Here is an 18,585-nt window from a genome sequence, read left to right as displayed (position 1 = left end):
CGGCTCCGATCACCGGCCGCGGCCGTTCGTGGTGTCTGGCTCCCCTCGGAGGCTTCCGCGATGCTGTGAACTGGTGTCGAACATAGAAATATATAGAAAACATAGTAGGGTACTTAGACGCCATCCGCTAGGAGTGCACTGATGGGAAACGATCCGGGATCCGGTTCTGGCGGTGCGCTCTCGCGTCGCCACGTACTGCTCGGTACCGCCGGCGCGGGACTGACGAGCCTGGCGGGTTGTCTCGTCCGCGGCCAGGATAGCGGTCTCGAGGGCGAGATCGTCGTCGACGGCTCGGACACGCTGTTACCGAACAGTGCCGCGGTCGCGAGGCGGTTTCAGTGGGAGAACAACCAGGTTCGCGTCTCGGTCAGCGGCTCCGGAACGGGCGCCGGGTTCCAGAGCCTCTGTCGGAACGAACTCGACCTCAGCGACGCGAGTCGCGAGATCTACGAGGAAGAAGAGCAGCTCTGTGCCGACAACGGTGTCGAGTGGCTCGAACTCGAGGTCGTGATGGACGGGATCGCGATCATGAAACACCCGGACAACGACTGGTGCGAGGAGCTTACGACCGAGGAACTCAGCGCGCTCTGGCAGAGCGGTTCGGACGTCGAGACCTGGAGCGACCTCGACGACGAGTGGCCCGACGAGGAGATCAGCTTCTACGGACGGGACTCGGCCTCGGGGACGTTCGACTACTTTACGGAGGCGGTCAACGGCGAGTCGGGGAACATCCGCTCGGACTACACCGGAACCGCCGACACGAACATGATCGTTCGAGGCGTTCGAGGCAACGAACACGCCGTCGGCTTCGGCGGCGCCGGCTTCTACTACGAGAACGAGGACGAGGTCGACCTGATCGCCATCGACGACGGCGACGGGCCGATCGAGCCGACCGAGGAGACGATCGAGGACGGCAGCTACTCGCCGCTGTCGCGGCCGATGTACGTCTACGTGAACCTCCCGGAACTCGCCCGCGTGGAGTTCCGGGAGTTCATGCGCTTTTATCTCGATAACACCCAGGAGACGGCCCTCGACGTCGGCTTCTACGGGATCCCCGACGACGTGCTCGACGAACAGCGCGCGGAACTCGAGGACGCGATCGAGAGGTACGCATGAGCTCCGAACGGATGGACCTCTCGCGAAACGGCAACGACGTCGGCACGCTCGGCGACCGGGTCGCCCGGTACGCCTTCTTTTCGTGTGCGTTCGTCACGGTGCTGACGACGATCGCGATCATCCTCGTGTTGATCAACGGCGCCGTCGGCTTCTTCCGGCAGGCGACGCTGGTCGAACTGCTCGGCGACGCCGTCTCGGCCGGCTCGGTCGACGGCGCCGCCGACGCGATCGGTGAGGGACTCGCGGCCCAGGTGACCGTCACCGAGTTCCTGTTTGGTACCGACTGGTCGCCGCTGATCGAGCCGACGAGCTACGGCGTGCTCCCGCTGGTCTGGGGGACGCTCGTGGTCACCGTCGGCTCGGCGCTGATCGCGGTCCCCGTCGGAACGCTGACCGCGATCTACCTCTCGGAGTACGCCGACGAGCGCGTGCGTCGCACGCTCAAGCCGATCCTCGAGATCCTCGCCGGGATCCCGACGATCGTCTACGGCTTCTTCGCGCTCTCGTTTATTACGCCGATCATCCAGTTCTTCTTCCCGCAGACGGGGACGTTCAACGCGACGTCGGCCGCGATCGTCGTCGGGATCATGATCATCCCGATGATCTCCTCACTCTCGGAGGACGCGATGAGCGCGGTGCCGGACTCGCTTCGCAACGCCGCCTACGGGCTTGGTGCGACGAAACTCGAGGTGTCAACGCAGGTCGTCCTCCCCGCGTCGCTGTCGGGGATCCTCGCGGCCTACGTCCTCGGGCTCTCGCGGGCGATCGGTGAGACGATGGCCGTCGCGCTCGCGATGGGAATGTTACCACAGATCACCACGAACCCCCTGGAGGAGATGCAGACGATGACGGCGTACATGGTCCAGGTCGGGATCAGTGACGTCTCGATCGGCTCGATCCAGTACCAGAGCCTGTTCGCCGTCGGCCTGACGCTGTTCGCGATGACGTTCGCGATGAACGTCCTGAGCATGTGGGTTCGGTCACGCTACCGGGAGGAGTACCAATGAGTACGGACACCGACGGGGAGTTCGACTTCGGCGGATCGGCGATCGAACGCAAACGTCTCTACGGGAAGGTCTTCCTCGGCCTGTGCGTCTCCGCGGCGATGGTCGGCATCGTCGCTCTGATCGCCCTGCTCGCTGACGTGATCTACGAATCGTGGGGCTGGCTCACCTGGGAGTTCCTCACCTACCCGCCCTCGCAGGTCGCCGACCACTTCGTCCCCGAAAACTACGGGGATCTCGACACCGGACCCGCCGGGATGTATCCGGCCATCGTCGGGTCGATCTACCTGATCGTGCTGACGGCGATCTTCACGCTCTTCCTGGGCGTGGGCGCGGCGATCTACCTCGAGGAGTACGCCCCCGACACCCGCCTCACGCGGTTCATCGAGGCGAACATCACGAACCTGGCGGGCGTTCCCTCGATCGTCTACGGGCTGCTCGGCCTCGCGATGTTCGTTCGGGCGCTCCAGACGGGAGCGAGCCTGATCGCGGGTGCACTGACGCTGACGCTGTTGATCCTGCCGATCGTCATCGTCTCCTCCCAGGAGTCGCTCAGGGCGGTACCGGACTCGATGCGCCAGGCGTCCTACGGCACCGGTGCGACGAAGTGGCAGACGATCCGCAACGTCGTGCTCCCGGAAGCGGTTCCGGGAATCATGACGGGGATCATTCTCTCGCTGTCGCGAGCGATCGGCGAGACAGCGCCGATCCTGATGGTCGGCGCGGCGGTCTCGATGTTCACGCCGCCCGATCTGACCTCCCCGACGGGCGCGTTCAGCGCGATGCCGATGATGATCTTCGAGTGGGCCTCCCAGCCCGACGCGGCGTTCCAGCATATCGCCGCCGCGGGGATCGTCGTGCTCCTGACGATCCTCCTGTTGATGAACGCGGCCGCCGTCCTCATCCGAAACAAGTACGATCGGCGGGCGTAACGCACCGTCTCTATACTTCCCTCCGTTCGGTCGACCGTCGAATATCAGTCCGAGCGGGCGGAAGACGGGGACAGCCGCTCGAGAGTCGACGAGTACTATAGAACTATATAGAGGACATAGTATGGTATTTAGGGACGCCCCTCGTTCGCTGACGTGATGAGCGACGAGACGAGCGACCGACGAACCGGGCTGCGATCGACGCTCGCGTCGGTCGGCTCCGAGCGCGGGCGTTTCGCAATAGGTAACTTGCTCAGTACCAATACCGAGACAACCGGTATGACTGCAAACAGCGGCTCGGAGGCGGCCGAGACGACGGCAGCTGAACGAACGACCGACGTCGGTGCCGACTCCGGAGCCGAGATGTCGGCCGCCGACAGACCGCTCGGTTCGCCCCAGGTCGACAACGCGATCATCGAGTCCCGCGACCTCGACGTCTTCTACGGCGACACGCAGGCCCTCCAGGGGATCAACATGGACATCCCCGAGAAGCAGGTGACGGCCCTCATCGGTCCCTCGGGCTGTGGGAAGTCCACCTTCCTGCGGTCGATCAACCGGATGAACGACCTGATCGACGTTGCCCGCGTCGAGGGCGAACTCCACTTCCACGGGAAGAACATCTACGACGAGGACGTCGACCCCGTCGCACTGCGCCGGAAGATCGGAATGGTGTTCCAGAAGCCCAACCCCTTCCCCAAGTCGATCTTCGACAACGTCGCCTACGGGCTGCGCGTCCAGGGCAAGGACGACGACATCGAAGAACAGGTCTACACGGCCCTCGAGCGAGCCGCCCTGTTAGACGAGGTCGAGGATCAACTGGACGAGAGCGGCCTCGACCTCTCGGGCGGCCAGCAACAGCGGCTCTGTATCGCCCGCGCCATCGCGACCGACCCGGAGGTCATCCTGATGGACGAGCCCGCCTCCGCGCTGGATCCCGTTGCGACCTCGAAGATCGAGGACTTAGTCGAGGAGCTCGCCCAGGAGTACACGGTCGCGATCGTCACCCACAACATGCAGCAGGCGGCCCGAATTTCGGACAAGACTGCCGTCTTTCTCACCGGCGGGAACCTCGTCGAGTTCGACGACACCAACAGGATCTTCGAGAACCCCGAGAGTGACCGCGTCGAGGACTACATCACCGGCAAGTTCGGGTAGCCCGCGGCCGACGCCGCGAACGGCTGGCGATGCAGGTATCGCCGAACCGTCGAACGGCCGGCTCACCCGAGCACAAGGTATATCTTCGCCCGCACGGGTGCCTGAACCATGGCAAGAAAGTCGTATCAGGAGAAACTCCGGGAGCTCCGCGAGGACGTCCTCTACATGAGCGAGGTCGTCATGGAGCGGCTCCGCATGGGGCTGTCCGCCCTCGAGCAGAAGGACGTGGAGCTCGCCGACGAGGTGATGGAGGGCGACAGCGAGGTCAACGAGCTGTACCTCGAGCTCGAGCAGGAGTGTATCGAGCTGCTGGCGCTCCAACAGCCCGTCGCCAGCGACCTGCGGTTTATCGCCTCGACGTTCAAGATCATCACCGACCTCGAGCGGATCGGCGATCTCGCCGTCAACCTCGGCGAGTACACCCACGAGGCCGAACACGACCGGTTCCCCGACGTCGACGTACAGGCGATGGGTGAGCTCACCCTCGAAATGATCGAGGACGCGATGCTCGCGTACGACGAGGAGGACACCGACGCCTGCCGGGAGCTCGCGGAGCGCGACGACGACGTCGACCACTTCGCCGAACGCGCCAGCGGGATCGTCGTCCGGGACCTGATCGAGCGCGAACTCGACACCCCTGACGAGGTCGAACGGATCCTCCAGGACGTCTCGCGGCTGCTGTTGACGATCCGGGACTTAGAACGGGTCGGCGACCACGCGGTCAACATCGCCGCCCGAACCCTCTACATGGTCGAAAACGACGACGAGCTTATCTACTGACTCGATCTCACGTTCCGCTTGCCGAAAACAGTATTCAACTGAAAATTCTTATCGGGAGACGAGATACTTCGACTCACGGATGATCGAACTCCAACCCGTTAGCCGACGTCACGTACTCGGCGGTGGCACAACCGTTGCCGCCGCCGTAACCGGTGGCTGCCTGGGCCAAACGTCCAGCGAGTCGAGTACGGAGTGTTCGTTCCCGAACGAGACGCCGTTCGAGACCGAGGCGATCAGTCAACTGACCGTTCGATCCGAACGACTCGCGGCCGATTCGGAGACCGACTTCGGAATCAGCGCCGTCCTCGAGACGGATCCCGACTCGGTCGACCTCCTCGAGGTCAGAGCGACGGACGGAACTATCCGAGCCGCAACGGCGGTCACCGAGGCCGAGACGACGATCACCTGGCGGCACGGTTCGGAGCCGCCGTCCGGCGTGCGCTACGACCTGTACGCGCGCTGGAAGGGGGAGACCGTCGACCGATCGACGATCTCGGCGACCTGTTTCGGCTGACGGAACGTCCGTAGCGAGCGTTCGCGTCCAGCTCCCTCGAGTCGATCCTCGACCCGTCGTCGGCGAGCCGTAGCCTCGCGGCACCGCTTGCTACCGGCTCGCCCTCGCCGATCGGGTTCGCCGTTCCGGCACGCCAGTCAGCAGCTGCGCCGTGTCGACGACGTTTCGCGTCTCGAGCAACAGCTCGGCGGCCTGCCGGACCGTGAACTCGGCCTCGAGTTCGACGCCGTGACACCGGGCGTAACACTCGAGCCAGTCGTTCATCGCCCGCTCGATGGCCGCGAACTCGGCTTCCGAGAACGCGACGAGCCGTCCCCCGGTCCGGGCCTCGACGTAACACCAGACCGCCTGTCCAGCCCCCTCGTGGAGGTACTCGCGGGCACGCTCGGGATCGGCGGCCGCCTCGTCCGCCTCGATGGCCGCCCGGTCGCGTTCGGCCCCTCGAGCGAGCGCGGCGATCCTGGGTCCGTACCGGCTCATCAGCCCTCGCGGTACTCGACGCCCTTCCCGCCGCGGGGGTGTTCCCAGGTGGTGTCGGCGACGATGGCGCAGGTGCCACACTCGACGCAGGGCTGGGTGTCGAGGCTGACGAGGGTCTCCTCGTCGCCGTTCGTCTTCACCCGCTCCGTGCGGTAACAGCCCCCGCCGAACTCCTCGGCGCTGACGGGGCAGGCGTAGACCGCGGCTCCGCTGGCTTCCGCGGAGTCGTCGCGCAGCTCGATGTGAGGGTTGCCGACGTCGGTGTCGTAGGTGAGCTCGCCGATCCGTTCCTCGAGGCTCGGCGGCTCGGCGTCGTTCTTCCAGCGGACGCTCTTCCCGCGGGCCTCGCCGATGACCGTCGGCACCGTCGTGTACCCGGTTCGGGTGTCGGGCAGCATCGACACCAGGAACGGCGAGTTGTACGCTCGCTCGAGGACCCGATCGGCGAGCCGGTTTCCGAGCGCGAGGCTCCCGATCGGCGACTCGAGCACGCGGTCGACGACGTTCGTGACCGCATCACGCTCGCCGACGGTCCGGGCGAGGTCGTACTGCTTCGGGCGGAGCTTGGCCATCGTCCCCGAGTCCTCGAGCAGCTTCGCGTAGCGCCGCCCCGCGGCCTCGGGATCGGCGTTGCCCCGCGTGATCGCGAAAGCGTCGGCCGCCAGCGCTCCGGCGGTGACGGCGTGGTTCATCCCCTTGATGATCGGCCCCTGGGCCTGCATCTGACCGGCGGCGTCCCCGACCAGCACCAGCCGATCCCGGTAGGGCTCGCGGTGGGCGACCTTCTTCGAGTCGGGGACGAGCTTTGCGGCGTACTCCCGTTCGTCGTACCCGTCGCCGATCCAGTGGGCCATCACGGGGTGGGTCAGCAGGGCGTCGAGCAGTTCGTGGGGTTCGGCCTGCTCGGCGACGAGGCTGTCGAGGTGGAAGACGGTCCCGATCGACAGCGACTCCTCGTTGGTGTAGAGAAAACCCCCGCCCCGGACGTCCTCGAAGAGGTCGCCCGAGAACAGGTGGGCGACGCCCTCGTCGTCGTCGATCCCGAACCGGTGGTTGACCGCCCCGGGATCCATGTCGACGACGGCCTTGACGCCCTGGAACCACTCGTCAGGCTCCTCCCAGTCCATGAGGCCGGCCTCGCGGGCCAGCTCGGAGTTGACGCCGTCGGCGGCGACGATCAGGTCGGCCTCGATCGGATCGAGTTCGTCGCAGGTGACGCCGACGATCTCTCCCCCTTCCCGAAGGAGGCCGTTCACTCGCACGTTCGTCAGGACGCCACCGCCCGTCTCGCTGGCCTTCTCGTGGACCCGCTGCTCGAGCCAGGAGTCCATCTGCCGGCGGAGCACGGCGTCGCACCAGTCGGTGTCGTGCTCGTGGAGGTCGGTCAGGTCGTAGGTCTTGACCTTGTCCCCGGCGATGTTGTGGATCCGGTAGTCGGTGACGGGGCGTTCGGCCGCTTCCTCGCGGAAGCCGTCGAACAGGTCGTCGATCGTGTAGGGAGCCGAGTCCTCGGCGTAGATCAGCCCGCCGGAGACGTTCTTCGAGCCGGCTTCGACGCCCCGCTCGAGGACGAGCGTCTCGACGCCGTGTTCCGCGAGCCTGGCGGCCGCGGCCGCGCCGCCGGGGCCGCAGCCGACGACGACGGCCTCGTAGTGTTCTCGTTCGGTCATCGCTCCTCACCTCCGCTTCCGTCGGCGACCGCCTCGAGTTTCGTCTCGCCCGACTCGACGGCCGCGGTGAGCCTGGGCAGCACCTCGAACAGGTCGCCCTCGATGTAGTAGTCGCTGAAGTCCCGGATCCTGGCGTCGGTGTCGGTGTTGATCGCGACGATCGTGTCGGACTCGTCCATTCCGACCTTGTGCTGGACTGCCCCGGAGACGCCCGCGGCGATGTAGATCTTCGGTGCGACGACCTGGCCGGTCTCGCCGATCTGGCGTTCTTCCTTCGAATACTCCTCGACATGGCCCTCGAACTGGTAGGCCGAGGTGACGATCCCCCGCGTGATACCGAGTTCGGCGTCCTCGAAGGCGTCGACGAGCTCGAGCCCGAGCTCCATCCCGCGGGTGGGATCGTCCGCGATCCCCCGACCCAGACAGACGATCACCTCGTGGCCAGCCAGGTCGATCCCGGCCTCGAGCCGGTCGTGCTCGGTGATCTCGACGCGGAACCAGTCCTCGTCGAGTTCCATGTCGTGTTCGATCACGAGCCCCTCCCGATCGTAATCGGGTTCCATCGGCTCGAAACTCCCGGGAATGATCGAGGCGCCCTGCGGGTGGAAGTCCCGACCCGGATTGTCCAGACAGAGGATCGTCGAGTACTCGAACCCCGAGAAGTCGGGCCGCTTCATGTGCAGGACTTTCTCGAAGGTCTTCTTGACGCCCGGCTCGCCGGTCTTCACCGGATTCGAGACCTCGTTCTCCTCGATGTAGAGGTCCGAACAGTCCGAGGCGAGCCCGGAGTCGAGCTCCGCCTGGACCTTCGCCGAGAGGTCCCGCCCGTTGTTCGTCGCCGGGAACAGGACGTACCGGGGTTCGTCGTACTCGCGCCAGTCGGTGCTCTCGATCGTCCCCTGGCCGCGGGCCATGTGGGCCGCGATCTCCGTGTAGGGTTTGTGCAGGAATCGCTCGAGGCGCTCGTCGTCGTGGTAGACCGCGACGTCTGCGCCGTAGGCGATCGTCTCCTCGGCCAGCCCCTCGCAGTCGTCGCCCATGAGGAAGGCGACGACGCGCTCGTCGTCGCCGTAATCGTCCTCGAACTGGTCCATCAGCTCCCGGGCCTTGCCGAGCATCTCCCGGGAGACCTCGAGCAGCTCTCCCTGCTGGGTTTCACAGAACACCCACATGTCGGCGTACTCGCCGCCGTCGAGTGCTCTGACGTGTTTCTTGTCTCGGGTCGGGTGAGAGAGACCGTTGTCTTCGTCCTCCTCGGCTGGCGACTCGTCTTCGTCACCGTCGTCCTCGGCCGTCGGCTCGCCGCTCTCGTCGGCGTCTTCGACGTCCTCGTCGTCCACTTCCTCACCCTCCGCCTCGTCGCCGACGTCCTCCTTCGTCGCCTCGTACTCGCCTTCCGTCTCGGTTCCCTCCTCGACGCCGTCGCCGCCCGTCTCGCCGAGCACCTCGAGCCGGCGGTGGATCGCCTCGCGGGCGGTCTTGCGGTCTTTCCCCGCCTGTTCGGCCTCCAGTACCGCCTGCAGTTCGTCGACGTCGTCGAGCGTCTCGAGCTCCTCGCCCAGTTCGTCGGCCGTGTACTCGTCGGGATCGAGTGCCATCGTCAGTCACCTCCCGCAAACGGTTGTAGCTCCTCGAGGACGGGCTCCATCGCCGCGCCGTCCTCGGGATCGATCATCGTCGCCTCCCGCTCGGAGGGTGCCTTCGGGATCGGGTCGACCGAGGAGACGATCGTCGGCGAGCCGTCGAGCCCGATGTAGTCGGGATCGAGGTTCAGATCGGCGTGGTCCCACGTCGTCAGGTACTCGTCGTGCTCGGCGGCCCGCTCTCGTGTCTCCGCCCGGAGCTGCTTGTGGGTCAGCCGGTGGGACGCCTTCCGGTAGGTCGGCTCGAACTCCGGATCGGCGATGACCACGCAGGGCAGGGGCGCCTCGACGGTCTCGATCTCGTCGACGTCGCCCTCGACCAGTCGCTTCGCCCGCAGTCGGCGCTCGTCGGGATCGATATCGAGCGCGACGACGTGGGTGACGATCGGCCACTCGAGGGCCCAGCAGGTCTGGGGGCCGGTTTGGCCGGTCTCCCCGTCGGCGGTCTTGAAGCCCGCGAAGACGAGGTCGACGTCGGCGACCTCCTCGCGGTACTTTTCGATCCCCGCGCTGACGGTGATCGCCGTCGCCCAGGTGTCGGAGGCCGCGAGCTCCCGGTCCGACAGCAGGTAGCTGTCGTCGGCGTACACCGACTCCATCGCCCCCTGGAGCACGCTCGCGTATCCGGGCGGACCCATGCTCATCCCGGTGACGTGACCGCCGTGGCGCACCCGCGTCTGGAGCGCCGCCTCGAGCGCGAACGCGTCGTTGGGGTTCATTACCGTCGGCGTCTTCCCCCGTTCCAGGTGGCCGTCCTCGTCGAAGGAAACCGCGCCCTCCGAGAAGTCCGGCACGCCCTTCGTCAACACGATCGATCGCACGATCTCACCCCTCTTTGGTAGTTGCTCTCTCGCACCATACTCGCCTCGTGCTAACGCAACTGACACTATTAAGAATGCGGGGTGAAAATCGTCGGGAGAGAGAACGGTTGGAAACGCGCCCGAGGCGACGGAAAACGCTCGGCCGAGTGCTCGAAACTCGTCGATCCCGGCTCTGATGATCGTTCTCGGGCGATCGAGTCGGGGTCGACGCACCCGTAGAAGCAGCCCAACCGATCGTCGTCCGGTTCCTCCCTGTTGAGAACGCCAGGCTCTCGGTCTCGAACTGCTCGAGGAACGTGTCTCGAAGGTGAGCTCCCGTCGCCCGCGATCGCGTCCCGATTACTCGAGGTCGCGCTCGGTCGTCCCCATCGTGATCTCGCCGTCGGCCCGGATCGAGCCGTCGACCTCGGCCCCGGGTCCGAGCTCGAGGTCCGAACAGGAGACGTCGCCCAGGATCCGCGCGCCGGGCTCGACGATTACGTCGCCGCTTCGTGTGGTCAGATCGCCGTGGATGCGGGTGCCCTCGCCGACGGTCACGTCCTCGCGGGCCCGCAGGCTGCCGAAGATATTGCAGTCCTCGCCGACGTCGATCGACTCTGCGCGGATGTTGCCGTGGAGCCGACAGCCGTCGCCGATCGTCGCGGGCGTCGAGACGCGCCAGGCGTCGTCGCTCACCGTCGCGTTGCGGGGGACGATCAGCGGGTCGGGGGCCGACTCCGCGTCCTCGTCCTCGTCGTCATCGACGAGCTGGGAGACGAGCCGCTGGGCGGCGTCCTCCTCGCCGATCAACAGGAGCTGTTTGAGGTAGACAAAGAGGAAGACGATCGTCGGCATCGGGTTCCGAATGACGATCCAGCCGTTGGCCTCGAACCCCTCGTCGATCTCGACGTCGTCGCCGATATCCAGGTCGCCGGCGACTTTCATCTCGCCGCCGATGTGGACGCGCTCGCCGATGTAGGCGTCCTGGCCGACCAGAACGTTGTCCGCGACCTCACACCACATGTCGAGCCGACAGTCGGCCTCGGCCTCGATATCGCCGCCGAACTCGACGCTCTCGCCCGCGAGAACGTTCCGGCCCCGGACGCCGAACTCGACTGACGAGCGGGCGCCGACGAGGACGTCCCCGTCGGTCTCGAGGGCGACCTCCTTGGCTTCGGTCCCGTCTGGGACGACGAGTTCGTCGAGCGGATCCCTGCGAAACGCCACGTTCGCAACCAATGTGAACCCCGGGTAATAAAGCTCGCGCGATTCGGCCGCGGGCGTGGCGGCGGAAGGCGCGTCCGCGCGACCACAGGCGTCCGCTTTTTATCGGGGGATCGCCTACAGCCAGCTATGACGACGCTCGCGTTCGACGACGAGGGAGTCGATGTCGTATACGAAGGGACCGAGTTCCGCCTCGAGCGGGAACTCATCGAGGAAGCCACCGAGAAGTCCTACTACGACGTGACCGATCACGAAGTGCTCAAGATCGTCGCCGAGCAGCCGAACCTGCAGGGCGAACCGCGCCGCGTCGGCGACATCCTTCCCCGCGGCAACAACTGAACGACTTGCGTGCCGATCGCGCGTCTTCGTGCGGTCGCGTGCTCTCGACCGTTATTACGATTCGTCGGTCTCGAAGCGGGTCGCCGCCGACTCGAACCCCAGCTCGTCCAGCTCGCGCCCGCGTCGGCCCTCGAGCTCGGCGACCGCTTCCGGCTCCGGTGCGACGTCGTCGGTGATCCGGGCCCACGAGTTGTGGACCTTCGAGTGACACCACCGACAGAGGTAGACCGTGATCTCGTGGGAGAGTTCGTCGGCCTCTGCCTCGGCGTCAGCGCCCTCGCTCGACGACCCGCTCCCGTCGGCGTAGGAGAGGTGGTGTTCCTCGAGCAGCGGCCGCTCGTCGTCGTGGGCGAGGCGTTTCTCCTCGAGGCCACAGCGAACGCACTCCCGATCGCGGTTTCGCGACCGGAAGTGCGGACAGTCGGCCGGCGTCTCCTCGCGGTCGGGGTCGTGGACGGGACAGGCGTACTCCTCGTCGGCTCGCTCGCGGGCGAACGCCGGGTCGTCGTCGGGACGCTCGAAGGCGTACCGACACCGCCCGTCGTCGGTACAGCGGTCGCAGACGCCGGCGAACGCATAGGGGTCGTCGACGCCGACGGACGTTCCTCGCGGCGTTTTCTCCATCGCCGTCCGGTTAGCGGGCACGACGTTTCAACCCCTCGCCCGGTCCCAACTCACCGCTCGAGTTCGACGGGAAGCTTTTACCGGCCCGGCGGACACTCGAGGGCGTGCGACTGCGCCACCACCCGAAATCCGGTGCCGCCCGCCAGCTGGCCGCGACCGTGGAGACGGCCGACTCCATGCCGGCTCAGCTCCGCGGGCTCATGTTTCGCCGTTCGCTACCGGAGGGGTACGCGCTGGCGTTTCGGTTCGACTCGGCACGGCCCCGGGACGTGCACATGCTGTTCGTCTTCGTCCCGCTCGACGTGATCTGGGTCGTCGACGGCGTCGTCGAGCGCGTCGAACGGCTGTTGCCCTGGCGTGGGTTCGCCCGAAGCGAGGCCGACCTGCTGCTCGAGCTACCCGCCGGGGCGGCCGACGGCGTCGAGCCCGGCGACGAACTGGCTCTCGAGCCGACGTAACTACTCGACGATCTCGAGTGCGCCATCGACGACCTGGACGTCGAACAGCGCCGTCACCGACCTGTCGAACTCCTCGCGAGCGCGGTCGACGCGCCGAAGGACGACCGCGACGTCGACGAGCTCCGCGCCGACGTCCTCGAGGGCCGCACAGACGGCCTCGATCGTGTGTCCCGTCGAGAGAACGTCGTCGACGAGGACGACCCGATCACCGGCCTCGATTCCGTTCAGGAACAGTTCGCTCTCGCCGTAACCGGTCTCCTGGTGGATCGCGATCTCGTCCGGGAAGCCGTAGGTGCGCTTGCGGACGACGACGAACGGAACGGCGGTTGCCATCGAGAGCGCCGTCGCGTGGTGAATTCCCATCGCCTCCGGCGCGACGAGGACGTCGACGCTCTCGAAGTCGATTCGCTCGCGGAAGCCGGCGACGACGGCCTCGAGAACGTCGGGTTCGACGACCGGAACGCCGTCGGTGACGCCGTGGACGAAGTAGTCGTAGCCGTCGCGGTCGACGATCGGCGCCGCACGGAGCGACCGCGCGAGCGGTTCCAGCGTGGGGTCCATGTCCTCACCTACGTCGAGAGGGCCGATTGTCGTTGGGGTTCTCGCGTCGAACGGAGACGACGGCTCGACGGTGGCGCCGACGGACGCAGATGGTGCCGAGACCGGCGAGGTTAAGTCGCCCCGTCCGAATAGGTCGTGATACGATGGCACGAGATTCGTTCTCAACGCCGGAGTCCGAGGATAGAGGAAGTCGGGGCAACCCGGCTGGGCGCGAAATTCCAGGACGGAAATAACCCTTCCTTCGTGACTACGACTCCGGAGCAGACGATTGCAGCCGACCGTACAGTGCGCCTTCTCGATACGACGCTTCGCGACGGCGAACAAGCCCCGGGTGTCTCCCTCTCTCCCGACGAGAAAGTCGAGATCGCCCGCGGGCTCGAGCGAGCCGGCGTCTCGGTCGTCGAGGCCGGTAGCGCCTGTACCGGCGCGGGCGAGCGACAGGCGATCTCGCGGGTGACCGACCTCGACCTCGACGCCCGCGTGACGAGCTTCTGTCGCGGGATGACCGGCGACGTCGACCTCGCGCTCGACTGCGACGTCGACGGCGTCCACGTCGTCGTCCCCGCCAGCGACCGCCACGTCGAGGGGAAGGTCGGCACCTCCCGCGAGGACAACCTCGCGAAGACGGCCGACCTCGTCGAGTACGCCACCGACCACGGCCTCTGGGTCGAGGTCATCGGCGAGGACGGCTCCCGGGCCGATCTGGACTACCTCGAGGAGCTGATGGGGACGGCCCTCGATGCGGGCGCCGACCGGACCTGTTTCGCCGACACCGTCGGTCACACGGGTCCCGAGCGCACCGCCGAGGCCGTCTCCCGGCTGGCCGAACTCGGCCCCGTCAGCGCCCACACCCACGACGATCTGGGACTGGGCGTCGCGAACGCGATCTCGGCGGTCTCGGCCGGTGCGGACCTGGTCCACTGTACCGTCAACGGGCTCGGCGAGCGCGCCGGCAACGTCGCCCTGGAGGAGGTCGCGATCGCGCTCGAGCACGTCTACGGCGTCGAAACCGTGGAACTCGAGGAGCTGTACGACCTCGCACAGCGCGTCTCGCGAGCGACGGGCGTCCCGCTGCCGCCGAACAAGGCCGTCGTCGGCGAGAACGCCTTCACCCACGAGAGCGGGATCCACACCGATGGCACCCTCAAGGACGACAAGATGTACGAGCCCTACGCGCCCGAGACCGTCGGGCGCGAGCGACGGCTCGCACTGGGTAAACACACCGGCCGAGCCGGCGTCGCGGCGACCCTCGAGGAACACGGCGTCGAGGCCAGCGGCGACGAGGTCGCCGAGATCGCCACTCGGGTCACCGAACTCGGCGACCGCGGTCGTCGCGTCACCGACGCCGACCTGCTCGCGATCGCCGAGGACGTCACGGGCGACGACCGCGAGCGCGTCGTCGAACTGCTCGACCTCACGGCAACCAGCGGCGGCGCGGTCCCCACCGCGAGCATCCGCCTCGAGGTCGAGGGCGAGGAACGGGTCGCGAGCGGCACCGGCTCGGGTCCGGTCGACGCTGCCGTCTCCGCGGTACGCGAGGCGCTCGGCTCGATGGCCGACGCAGAGCTCGAGTCCTACCACGTCGACGCCGTCACCGGCGGGACCGATGCCGTCGTCACCGTCGAGGTGACGATGGTCCGAAACGACCGCTCCGTGACCGTCGCCCGCAGCGAGGCCGACATCACGCGAGCGAGCGTCGAGGCGATGGTCGACGCCCTGGATCGACTCCTTGGACACGACACGCAGCCGCTCGCGCCGGCCGACGACTGACTCCCGACGTCCGATTTTTGGCTCGACTGCGGAGCGTTTCGATCCGTTCGACTACACCGTAGCGGGCTCTCTGTACCACCGAGCGGGGCGCTCGAGGGTCGGATCGCCTCCCGACTGCGTTAGTGAAACGGCTGCCGGCTGAGTATGCCCCAGGGATCGAAGAAGTAGACGCTCGCGAGAAACAGCGCGAGGGCGACGACGAACAGCCGGAGCGCCACGTCGGTCCCGAACGACGACACCGGGTACAGCGTGGACGCGATCAGCGCCGCGACGCCGACCCAGATCGCCCCGACGGCGACGCGCTGGCGGAGTTCCATACCGGGGGGTCACGCTCGAGCAGTATGAAGCCCTCGAAGGCCGCCCTCAAAGCGAGAGGTCGGTGTCGCCGACCGTCCCCTCGTCGAGGACGTCCTTGCGGTTGTCGACCTGGCCGACGTCGTCGTAGGCGACCGGTCCCGGAACCTGCTCGGCGTCCGGCCCCGGCTCGTTACCGAGGTAGAGGACGTTCGGGTCGGTGTTGTACTCCTGGAGGAGCCGGAACGTCGAGTCGGGCTCGCCGTACTCGCCCCGCAGGAGCCGCTCGGCCTCCTCCTCTGTCAGCCCGTCCTCGTCGTCCTCGTCGGCGGGTTCCTCCTCGCCCTCGAGGACGGCGATGGCGTCCTGTAGCTCCTCGTCGTCCGGGTCGTGTTCGACGGCGCGGGCGAGCGGAACGTTCGCGACGTACCGCTGGGGGTCGCTGTCGGGATCGTTCATATCGCCGAACTGAATCGCTCCTGGCGGGCAGGCATCCTCGCAGGCCGTCGTGCCGACCATCTCGTCGCCCATCTGGCCGTCCTGGCGGGCCGGGTCGAAGATGCACTTCTCCATGACCCCGCGGGGACCCCGGCCGCTGACCCAGCGGCCGCGCTGGTCGTACATCATGTCCTCCTCGAGCTCCTCGGAGGGAGCGTCGACCTCGGGTTCGCCCCACTGGAAGTAGTTGACGCCGTAGGGACAGGCGACCTGGCAGTACCGACAGCCGATACAGACGTCGTAGTCGGTGAGCACGAGCCCGCCCTCGTCGCGGGTGTGACGGGCCGTCGTCGGACACACCTTCTCGCAGGGGGCGTCCGTGCAGTGCTGACAGGGACGGATCAGGTAGTTGAAGTCTCGCGTCCCCTCGAAGTCGTCGGCGTCGGGGGACTCGACGGTGCCGTCGCCGTAGGCGATGATGTACATCCAGTTGGCGCCCTCGTCCCAGTTGTGCTCCTGGTTGCACGCGACGACACACGAGAGACAGCCGTCGCAGGTCTCGAGGTCGAGCGTCATCCCCCACTGGACGCCGTCACCGTCGCCCTCGTCCTCGCCTTCCTCCTGAGCCGCAACGATATCGGGTTCCGACTCGTCCCCGTTCTCGGCCGTTCCCCAGGCGCCCAGGCCGATGGCGGCCGCGCCGGCGCCCATTTTCTTCATCGTCCCTCGGCGCGAGTCCTCGCCGTCGCCTCCGAACCGAGAGAGCATTCCCGAGAGCGTTCCCTTCGCCTCCGCTTTAGCGTTCTCGTAGGCCTCCTTCGTCGGCCGCTGGTCCTCGCCGAACTCCTCGAGGACGTCCTCGTGGTAGCGCTCGTGGAACGCGGCCTCCGAGAGCTCGCCCTTCGTGACCCGCATGGCGTCCTCGGCCATCGCCATCCCGAGATCGGCGTCGTACTCGGTCTCCTCGAGCATGGCCCGGAAGTCCTCCTCGGCGGCGTCCCCGAGGGGATGGAACGGGTCGTCCCCGAGCCCTCCGTCCTCGTCGGAGCTCATCGCGGTCGCTCACCTCGTCTCGCCGTCGGGAAGTTACTATTTTCTGACATTGGGTCCGTTCGGGACTCCCTCCCATAGCTGCAGGGATAAAGCGGTTCCCTGCGAGGGATGGGAACTCATACCGAGGTCGGGAAGTAGTACGGATGCCGAACGGTCGGTGGACAGCTCGAGTGGGTCGTTCAACGGGCTTCGGCACGAACGGAATAGCACTGTGGATGATTGGAGTACCGCGCACTACACAGAGAGCGGTACAATCCATCTATGCAGAATTAGCTGTGAAACTCGCGGTAGGTGCAGGTCAAGATAGGTAACGGCACAGCAATCTACTTCTCCGATAGCTGTCAAGAGAAGCCTGGTAAATATAGAGCATGGGTTGAGCACGATGTATTCGCTTCGCGCTAGAGCCTCTGTCCCATGCTACATTTGCGCCCTCTATTCAGCACACAGTTCTTGTTAGGGTTAGAGGGTTTCAACAGGCCCCTCTCGATTAATCATAACCCGCATCTTTCAGCCCAGAAGTCACGACGAGTAGGCAGTATTTCCAACCAACCGTCATTCTCCTTACAAGTCGTTGAATGATAAACAATGCTTTAGGTCGGCATCGCACCGTTAGCGATTATTACGGCTATCTGTCTGCCGTTGCTCGCGGTCCCCCAGCCGATTATCGCCACCACGGCGTTTTTCGTCCCGTATCGAATACGGGCGGAGCAATGGGAGATGCCTACGCACTCTGGCGGTTCTATCAAATGCCCCACGGGACGGTCTTCTATGATATCAATATGGATAACATGTACGTGTTCGAACCGTACTGATCGATCTGACCAGTTGGCTTTTTGTAACCCTCCCGTGAAATATGCGCGCCCTGTATCTTTCACGAACGGGACTGAGCTCATCAGAAGTTGATACAAGAAACGTGCAACATCCGGAGGATGTATCGGCACAACTCGACGAACAGTTCAAACAAGTAGTAGAGCTACCCAGATGGTGACTGCGACGACATGAGCGAAGGCATGAGCGATAATCGCGGCTTCGAGACTGTACCGCCAGAATAGCCATCCGAATCCGATACCACCGATTGCATTTGCACCCACAACGAACGCGAGAACTTCGACTGTGAGTGCTCCGTAGATACTTGCTGCCATCGGTAAGTGTCCAACACCGAAGAGGATTGCCGCAATAACGATCCCAATCCACACGATGCCGGCTGACGGTGAATCTCCCCGTCTCCCGTGTAGTCTCCAAACCAACAACACGATAAGGGACATCACTCCCCAGCGTAGCAGGAGTTCTTCGGTGATACCTCCGTAGAAGAGCCGAAGTGGAACCGATTGTACGAGGAGTTCAACGCTCATTTCGTACTCTTCACCATTTGATATCTCAGGTGCAATTCGTTCTGCCACAATTAACATGACTCCGATCGCACCACCGACACCGAGTGCTGGTTTGAACTCCGATTGTATTGACTCAAGAAGGGAAGAACCGTCCGTAACGCGGTTCACTAGATGCGAATCGAATCCCAGCTTGGGGGCCGCCCAAAGGCCCGCCACGATCGCGACCGTCATTAGGATAAACGTTTGTACAGCAGCAGCAAACAGAACGAGTTCGGGGGTTGTTCCAACTTCCGCCGCCAGCTCCTCATACTGTGCTGGGTTGAGAAAACCCTCACCGAGCAATGCTAGAATGCCAAGAGTGCCCGCTGCCACTAAGACGGCAAACGATCGAATTCTTGATTT

The 18,585-nt window shown here is 65.5% G+C and carries 19 protein-coding genes; 9 read left to right on the top strand and 10 right to left on the bottom strand.

Annotated features, from left to right (window positions below; translation table 11 throughout):
- Nucleotides 1-141 precede the first annotated feature (141 nt).
- From QA609_RS21390 to QA609_RS21365, 6 genes are all read left to right on the top strand, one after another.
- On the top strand, nt 142-1,116 hold the full coding sequence (locus QA609_RS21390; RefSeq protein ID WP_278304657.1) for a PstS family phosphate ABC transporter substrate-binding protein: 975 nt from the start codon (nt 142-144) through the stop codon (nt 1,114-1,116).
- On the top strand, nt 1,113-2,123 hold the full coding sequence (pstC, locus tag QA609_RS21385; protein ID WP_278304656.1) for a phosphate ABC transporter permease subunit PstC: 1,011 nt from the start codon (nt 1,113-1,115) through the stop codon (nt 2,121-2,123). The genes QA609_RS21390 and pstC overlap by 4 nt, the downstream gene beginning before the upstream one ends.
- The gene (gene pstA / locus QA609_RS21380) at nt 2,120-3,052 is read left to right on the top strand and encodes a phosphate ABC transporter permease PstA (RefSeq protein ID WP_278304655.1); all 933 of its coding nucleotides are present in this window, start codon (nt 2,120-2,122) and stop codon (nt 3,050-3,052) included. The genes pstC and pstA overlap by 4 nt, the downstream gene beginning before the upstream one ends.
- A 156-nt stretch (nt 3,053-3,208) precedes the next feature.
- Complete coding sequence (pstB, locus tag QA609_RS21375; RefSeq protein ID WP_278304654.1) at nt 3,209-4,204, top strand: phosphate ABC transporter ATP-binding protein PstB; 996 nt, start codon at nt 3,209-3,211, stop codon at nt 4,202-4,204.
- Between the two features lie 108 nt (nt 4,205-4,312).
- Nucleotides 4,313-4,984, top strand: coding sequence for a phosphate signaling complex protein PhoU (gene phoU / locus QA609_RS21370; protein WP_278304653.1), 672 nt, complete (start codon nt 4,313-4,315; stop codon nt 4,982-4,984).
- A 79-nt stretch (nt 4,985-5,063) separates the two neighbouring features.
- Nucleotides 5,064-5,498 carry a hypothetical protein gene (locus QA609_RS21365; protein WP_278304652.1) on the top strand — a complete coding sequence of 145 codons (435 nt, stop codon included), beginning with the start codon at nt 5,064-5,066 and terminating at the stop codon, nt 5,496-5,498.
- Between the two features lie 90 nt (nt 5,499-5,588).
- On the opposite strand, the gene QA609_RS21360 is transcribed toward QA609_RS21365, so the two are convergent.
- The 5 genes from QA609_RS21360 to QA609_RS21340 form a co-directional block, all read right to left on the bottom strand.
- Nucleotides 5,589-5,978 (bottom strand): hypothetical protein, encoded by a 390-nt coding sequence (locus tag QA609_RS21360; protein WP_278304651.1) that lies wholly within the window; start codon nt 5,976-5,978, stop codon nt 5,589-5,591.
- On the bottom strand, nt 5,978-7,648 hold the full coding sequence (locus tag QA609_RS21355; protein ID WP_278304650.1) for an FAD-dependent monooxygenase: 1,671 nt from the start codon (nt 7,646-7,648) through the stop codon (nt 5,978-5,980). Before QA609_RS21355 ends, QA609_RS21360 begins: the two co-directional genes overlap by 1 nt.
- Nucleotides 7,645-9,246, bottom strand: coding sequence for an electron transfer flavoprotein subunit alpha/FixB family protein (locus tag QA609_RS21350; protein ID WP_278304649.1), 1,602 nt, complete (start codon nt 9,244-9,246; stop codon nt 7,645-7,647). Before QA609_RS21350 ends, QA609_RS21355 begins: the two co-directional genes overlap by 4 nt.
- Before the next feature lie 2 nt (nt 9,247-9,248).
- Complete coding sequence (locus QA609_RS21345) at nt 9,249-10,112, bottom strand: electron transfer flavoprotein subunit beta/FixA family protein (protein WP_278304648.1); 864 nt, start codon at nt 10,110-10,112, stop codon at nt 9,249-9,251.
- 339 nt (nt 10,113-10,451) lie between these two features.
- Nucleotides 10,452-11,318, bottom strand: coding sequence for a polymer-forming cytoskeletal protein (locus tag QA609_RS21340; RefSeq protein WP_278304647.1), 867 nt, complete (start codon nt 11,316-11,318; stop codon nt 10,452-10,454).
- Between the two features lie 126 nt (nt 11,319-11,444).
- Between QA609_RS21340 and QA609_RS21335 the strand changes: the two genes are divergently transcribed.
- Nucleotides 11,445-11,654 carry a DUF5800 family protein gene (locus QA609_RS21335; protein ID WP_278304646.1) on the top strand — a complete coding sequence of 70 codons (210 nt, stop codon included), beginning with the start codon at nt 11,445-11,447 and terminating at the stop codon, nt 11,652-11,654.
- 54 nt (nt 11,655-11,708) lie between these two features.
- Here the strand turns inward: QA609_RS21335 and QA609_RS21330 are convergent, their stop codons facing one another.
- A complete protein-coding gene (locus tag QA609_RS21330) occupies nt 11,709-12,278 on the bottom strand; it encodes a hypothetical protein (protein ID WP_278304645.1) in 570 nt (189 codons plus the stop codon).
- A 104-nt stretch (nt 12,279-12,382) separates the two neighbouring features.
- Here QA609_RS21330 and QA609_RS21325 point away from each other — a divergent pair, with 104 nt between their 5' ends.
- Entirely contained in the window at nt 12,383-12,736 is a 354-nt protein-coding gene (locus tag QA609_RS21325) for a DUF192 domain-containing protein (protein WP_278304644.1), read from the top strand.
- Here QA609_RS21325 and hpt read toward each other — a convergent pair whose 3' ends face one another.
- Nucleotides 12,737-13,297 (bottom strand): hypoxanthine/guanine phosphoribosyltransferase, encoded by a 561-nt coding sequence (gene hpt, locus QA609_RS21320; protein ID WP_278304643.1) that lies wholly within the window; start codon nt 13,295-13,297, stop codon nt 12,737-12,739.
- Between the two features lie 243 nt (nt 13,298-13,540).
- Between hpt and QA609_RS21315 the strand changes: the two genes are divergently transcribed.
- Nucleotides 13,541-15,067 (top strand): (R)-citramalate synthase, encoded by a 1,527-nt coding sequence (locus tag QA609_RS21315; RefSeq protein WP_278304642.1) that lies wholly within the window; start codon nt 13,541-13,543, stop codon nt 15,065-15,067.
- A gap of 119 nt (nt 15,068-15,186) precedes the next feature.
- Here the strand turns inward: QA609_RS21315 and QA609_RS21310 are convergent, their stop codons facing one another.
- The 3 genes from QA609_RS21310 to QA609_RS21300 form a co-directional block, all read right to left on the bottom strand.
- Nucleotides 15,187-15,384 (bottom strand): hypothetical protein, encoded by a 198-nt coding sequence (locus tag QA609_RS21310; protein WP_278304641.1) that lies wholly within the window; start codon nt 15,382-15,384, stop codon nt 15,187-15,189.
- A 46-nt stretch (nt 15,385-15,430) separates the two neighbouring features.
- Nucleotides 15,431-16,852, bottom strand: coding sequence for a 4Fe-4S ferredoxin N-terminal domain-containing protein (locus QA609_RS21305; protein WP_278304640.1), 1,422 nt, complete (start codon nt 16,850-16,852; stop codon nt 15,431-15,433).
- 956 nt (nt 16,853-17,808) lie between these two features.
- Nucleotides 17,809-18,585: CPBP family glutamic-type intramembrane protease (locus QA609_RS21300; protein ID WP_278304639.1), on the bottom strand; the 777-nt coding region annotated here is incomplete at its 5' end.

This window comes from Natronococcus sp. A-GB7 (assembly GCF_029688865.1).
Taxonomy (GTDB): Archaea; Halobacteriota; Halobacteria; order Halobacteriales; family Natrialbaceae; genus Natronococcus.
Note: the sequence above shows the minus strand (reverse complement) of the source record. Positions and strands in the feature narration are given on the sequence as shown.

Excerpts from the sequence above, each read along its gene's own strand:
- QA609_RS21390 (WP_278304657.1), top strand. The coding sequence starts at position 142 with ATGGGAAACGATCCGGGATCCGGTTCTGGCGGTGCGCTCTCGCGTCGC.
- pstC (WP_278304656.1), top strand. The coding sequence starts at position 1,113 with ATGAGCTCCGAACGGATGGACCTCTCGCGAAACGGCAACGACGTCGGC.
- pstA (WP_278304655.1), top strand. The coding sequence starts at position 2,120 with ATGAGTACGGACACCGACGGGGAGTTCGACTTCGGCGGATCGGCGATC.
- pstB (WP_278304654.1), top strand. The coding sequence starts at position 3,209 with ATGAGCGACGAGACGAGCGACCGACGAACCGGGCTGCGATCGACGCTC.
- phoU (WP_278304653.1), top strand. The coding sequence starts at position 4,313 with ATGGCAAGAAAGTCGTATCAGGAGAAACTCCGGGAGCTCCGCGAGGAC.
- QA609_RS21365 (WP_278304652.1), top strand. The coding sequence starts at position 5,064 with ATGATCGAACTCCAACCCGTTAGCCGACGTCACGTACTCGGCGGTGGC.
- QA609_RS21360 (WP_278304651.1), bottom strand. The coding sequence starts at position 5,978 with ATGAGCCGGTACGGACCCAGGATCGCCGCGCTCGCTCGAGGGGCCGAA.
- QA609_RS21355 (WP_278304650.1), bottom strand. The coding sequence starts at position 7,648 with ATGACCGAACGAGAACACTACGAGGCCGTCGTCGTCGGCTGCGGCCCC.
- QA609_RS21350 (WP_278304649.1), bottom strand. The coding sequence starts at position 9,246 with ATGGCACTCGATCCCGACGAGTACACGGCCGACGAACTGGGCGAGGAG.
- QA609_RS21335 (WP_278304646.1), top strand. The coding sequence starts at position 11,445 with ATGACGACGCTCGCGTTCGACGACGAGGGAGTCGATGTCGTATACGAA.
- QA609_RS21330 (WP_278304645.1), bottom strand. The coding sequence starts at position 12,278 with ATGGAGAAAACGCCGCGAGGAACGTCCGTCGGCGTCGACGACCCCTAT.
- hpt (WP_278304643.1), bottom strand. The coding sequence starts at position 13,297 with ATGGACCCCACGCTGGAACCGCTCGCGCGGTCGCTCCGTGCGGCGCCG.
- QA609_RS21310 (WP_278304641.1), bottom strand. The coding sequence starts at position 15,384 with ATGGAACTCCGCCAGCGCGTCGCCGTCGGGGCGATCTGGGTCGGCGTC.
- QA609_RS21305 (WP_278304640.1), bottom strand. The coding sequence starts at position 16,852 with ATGAGCTCCGACGAGGACGGAGGGCTCGGGGACGACCCGTTCCATCCC.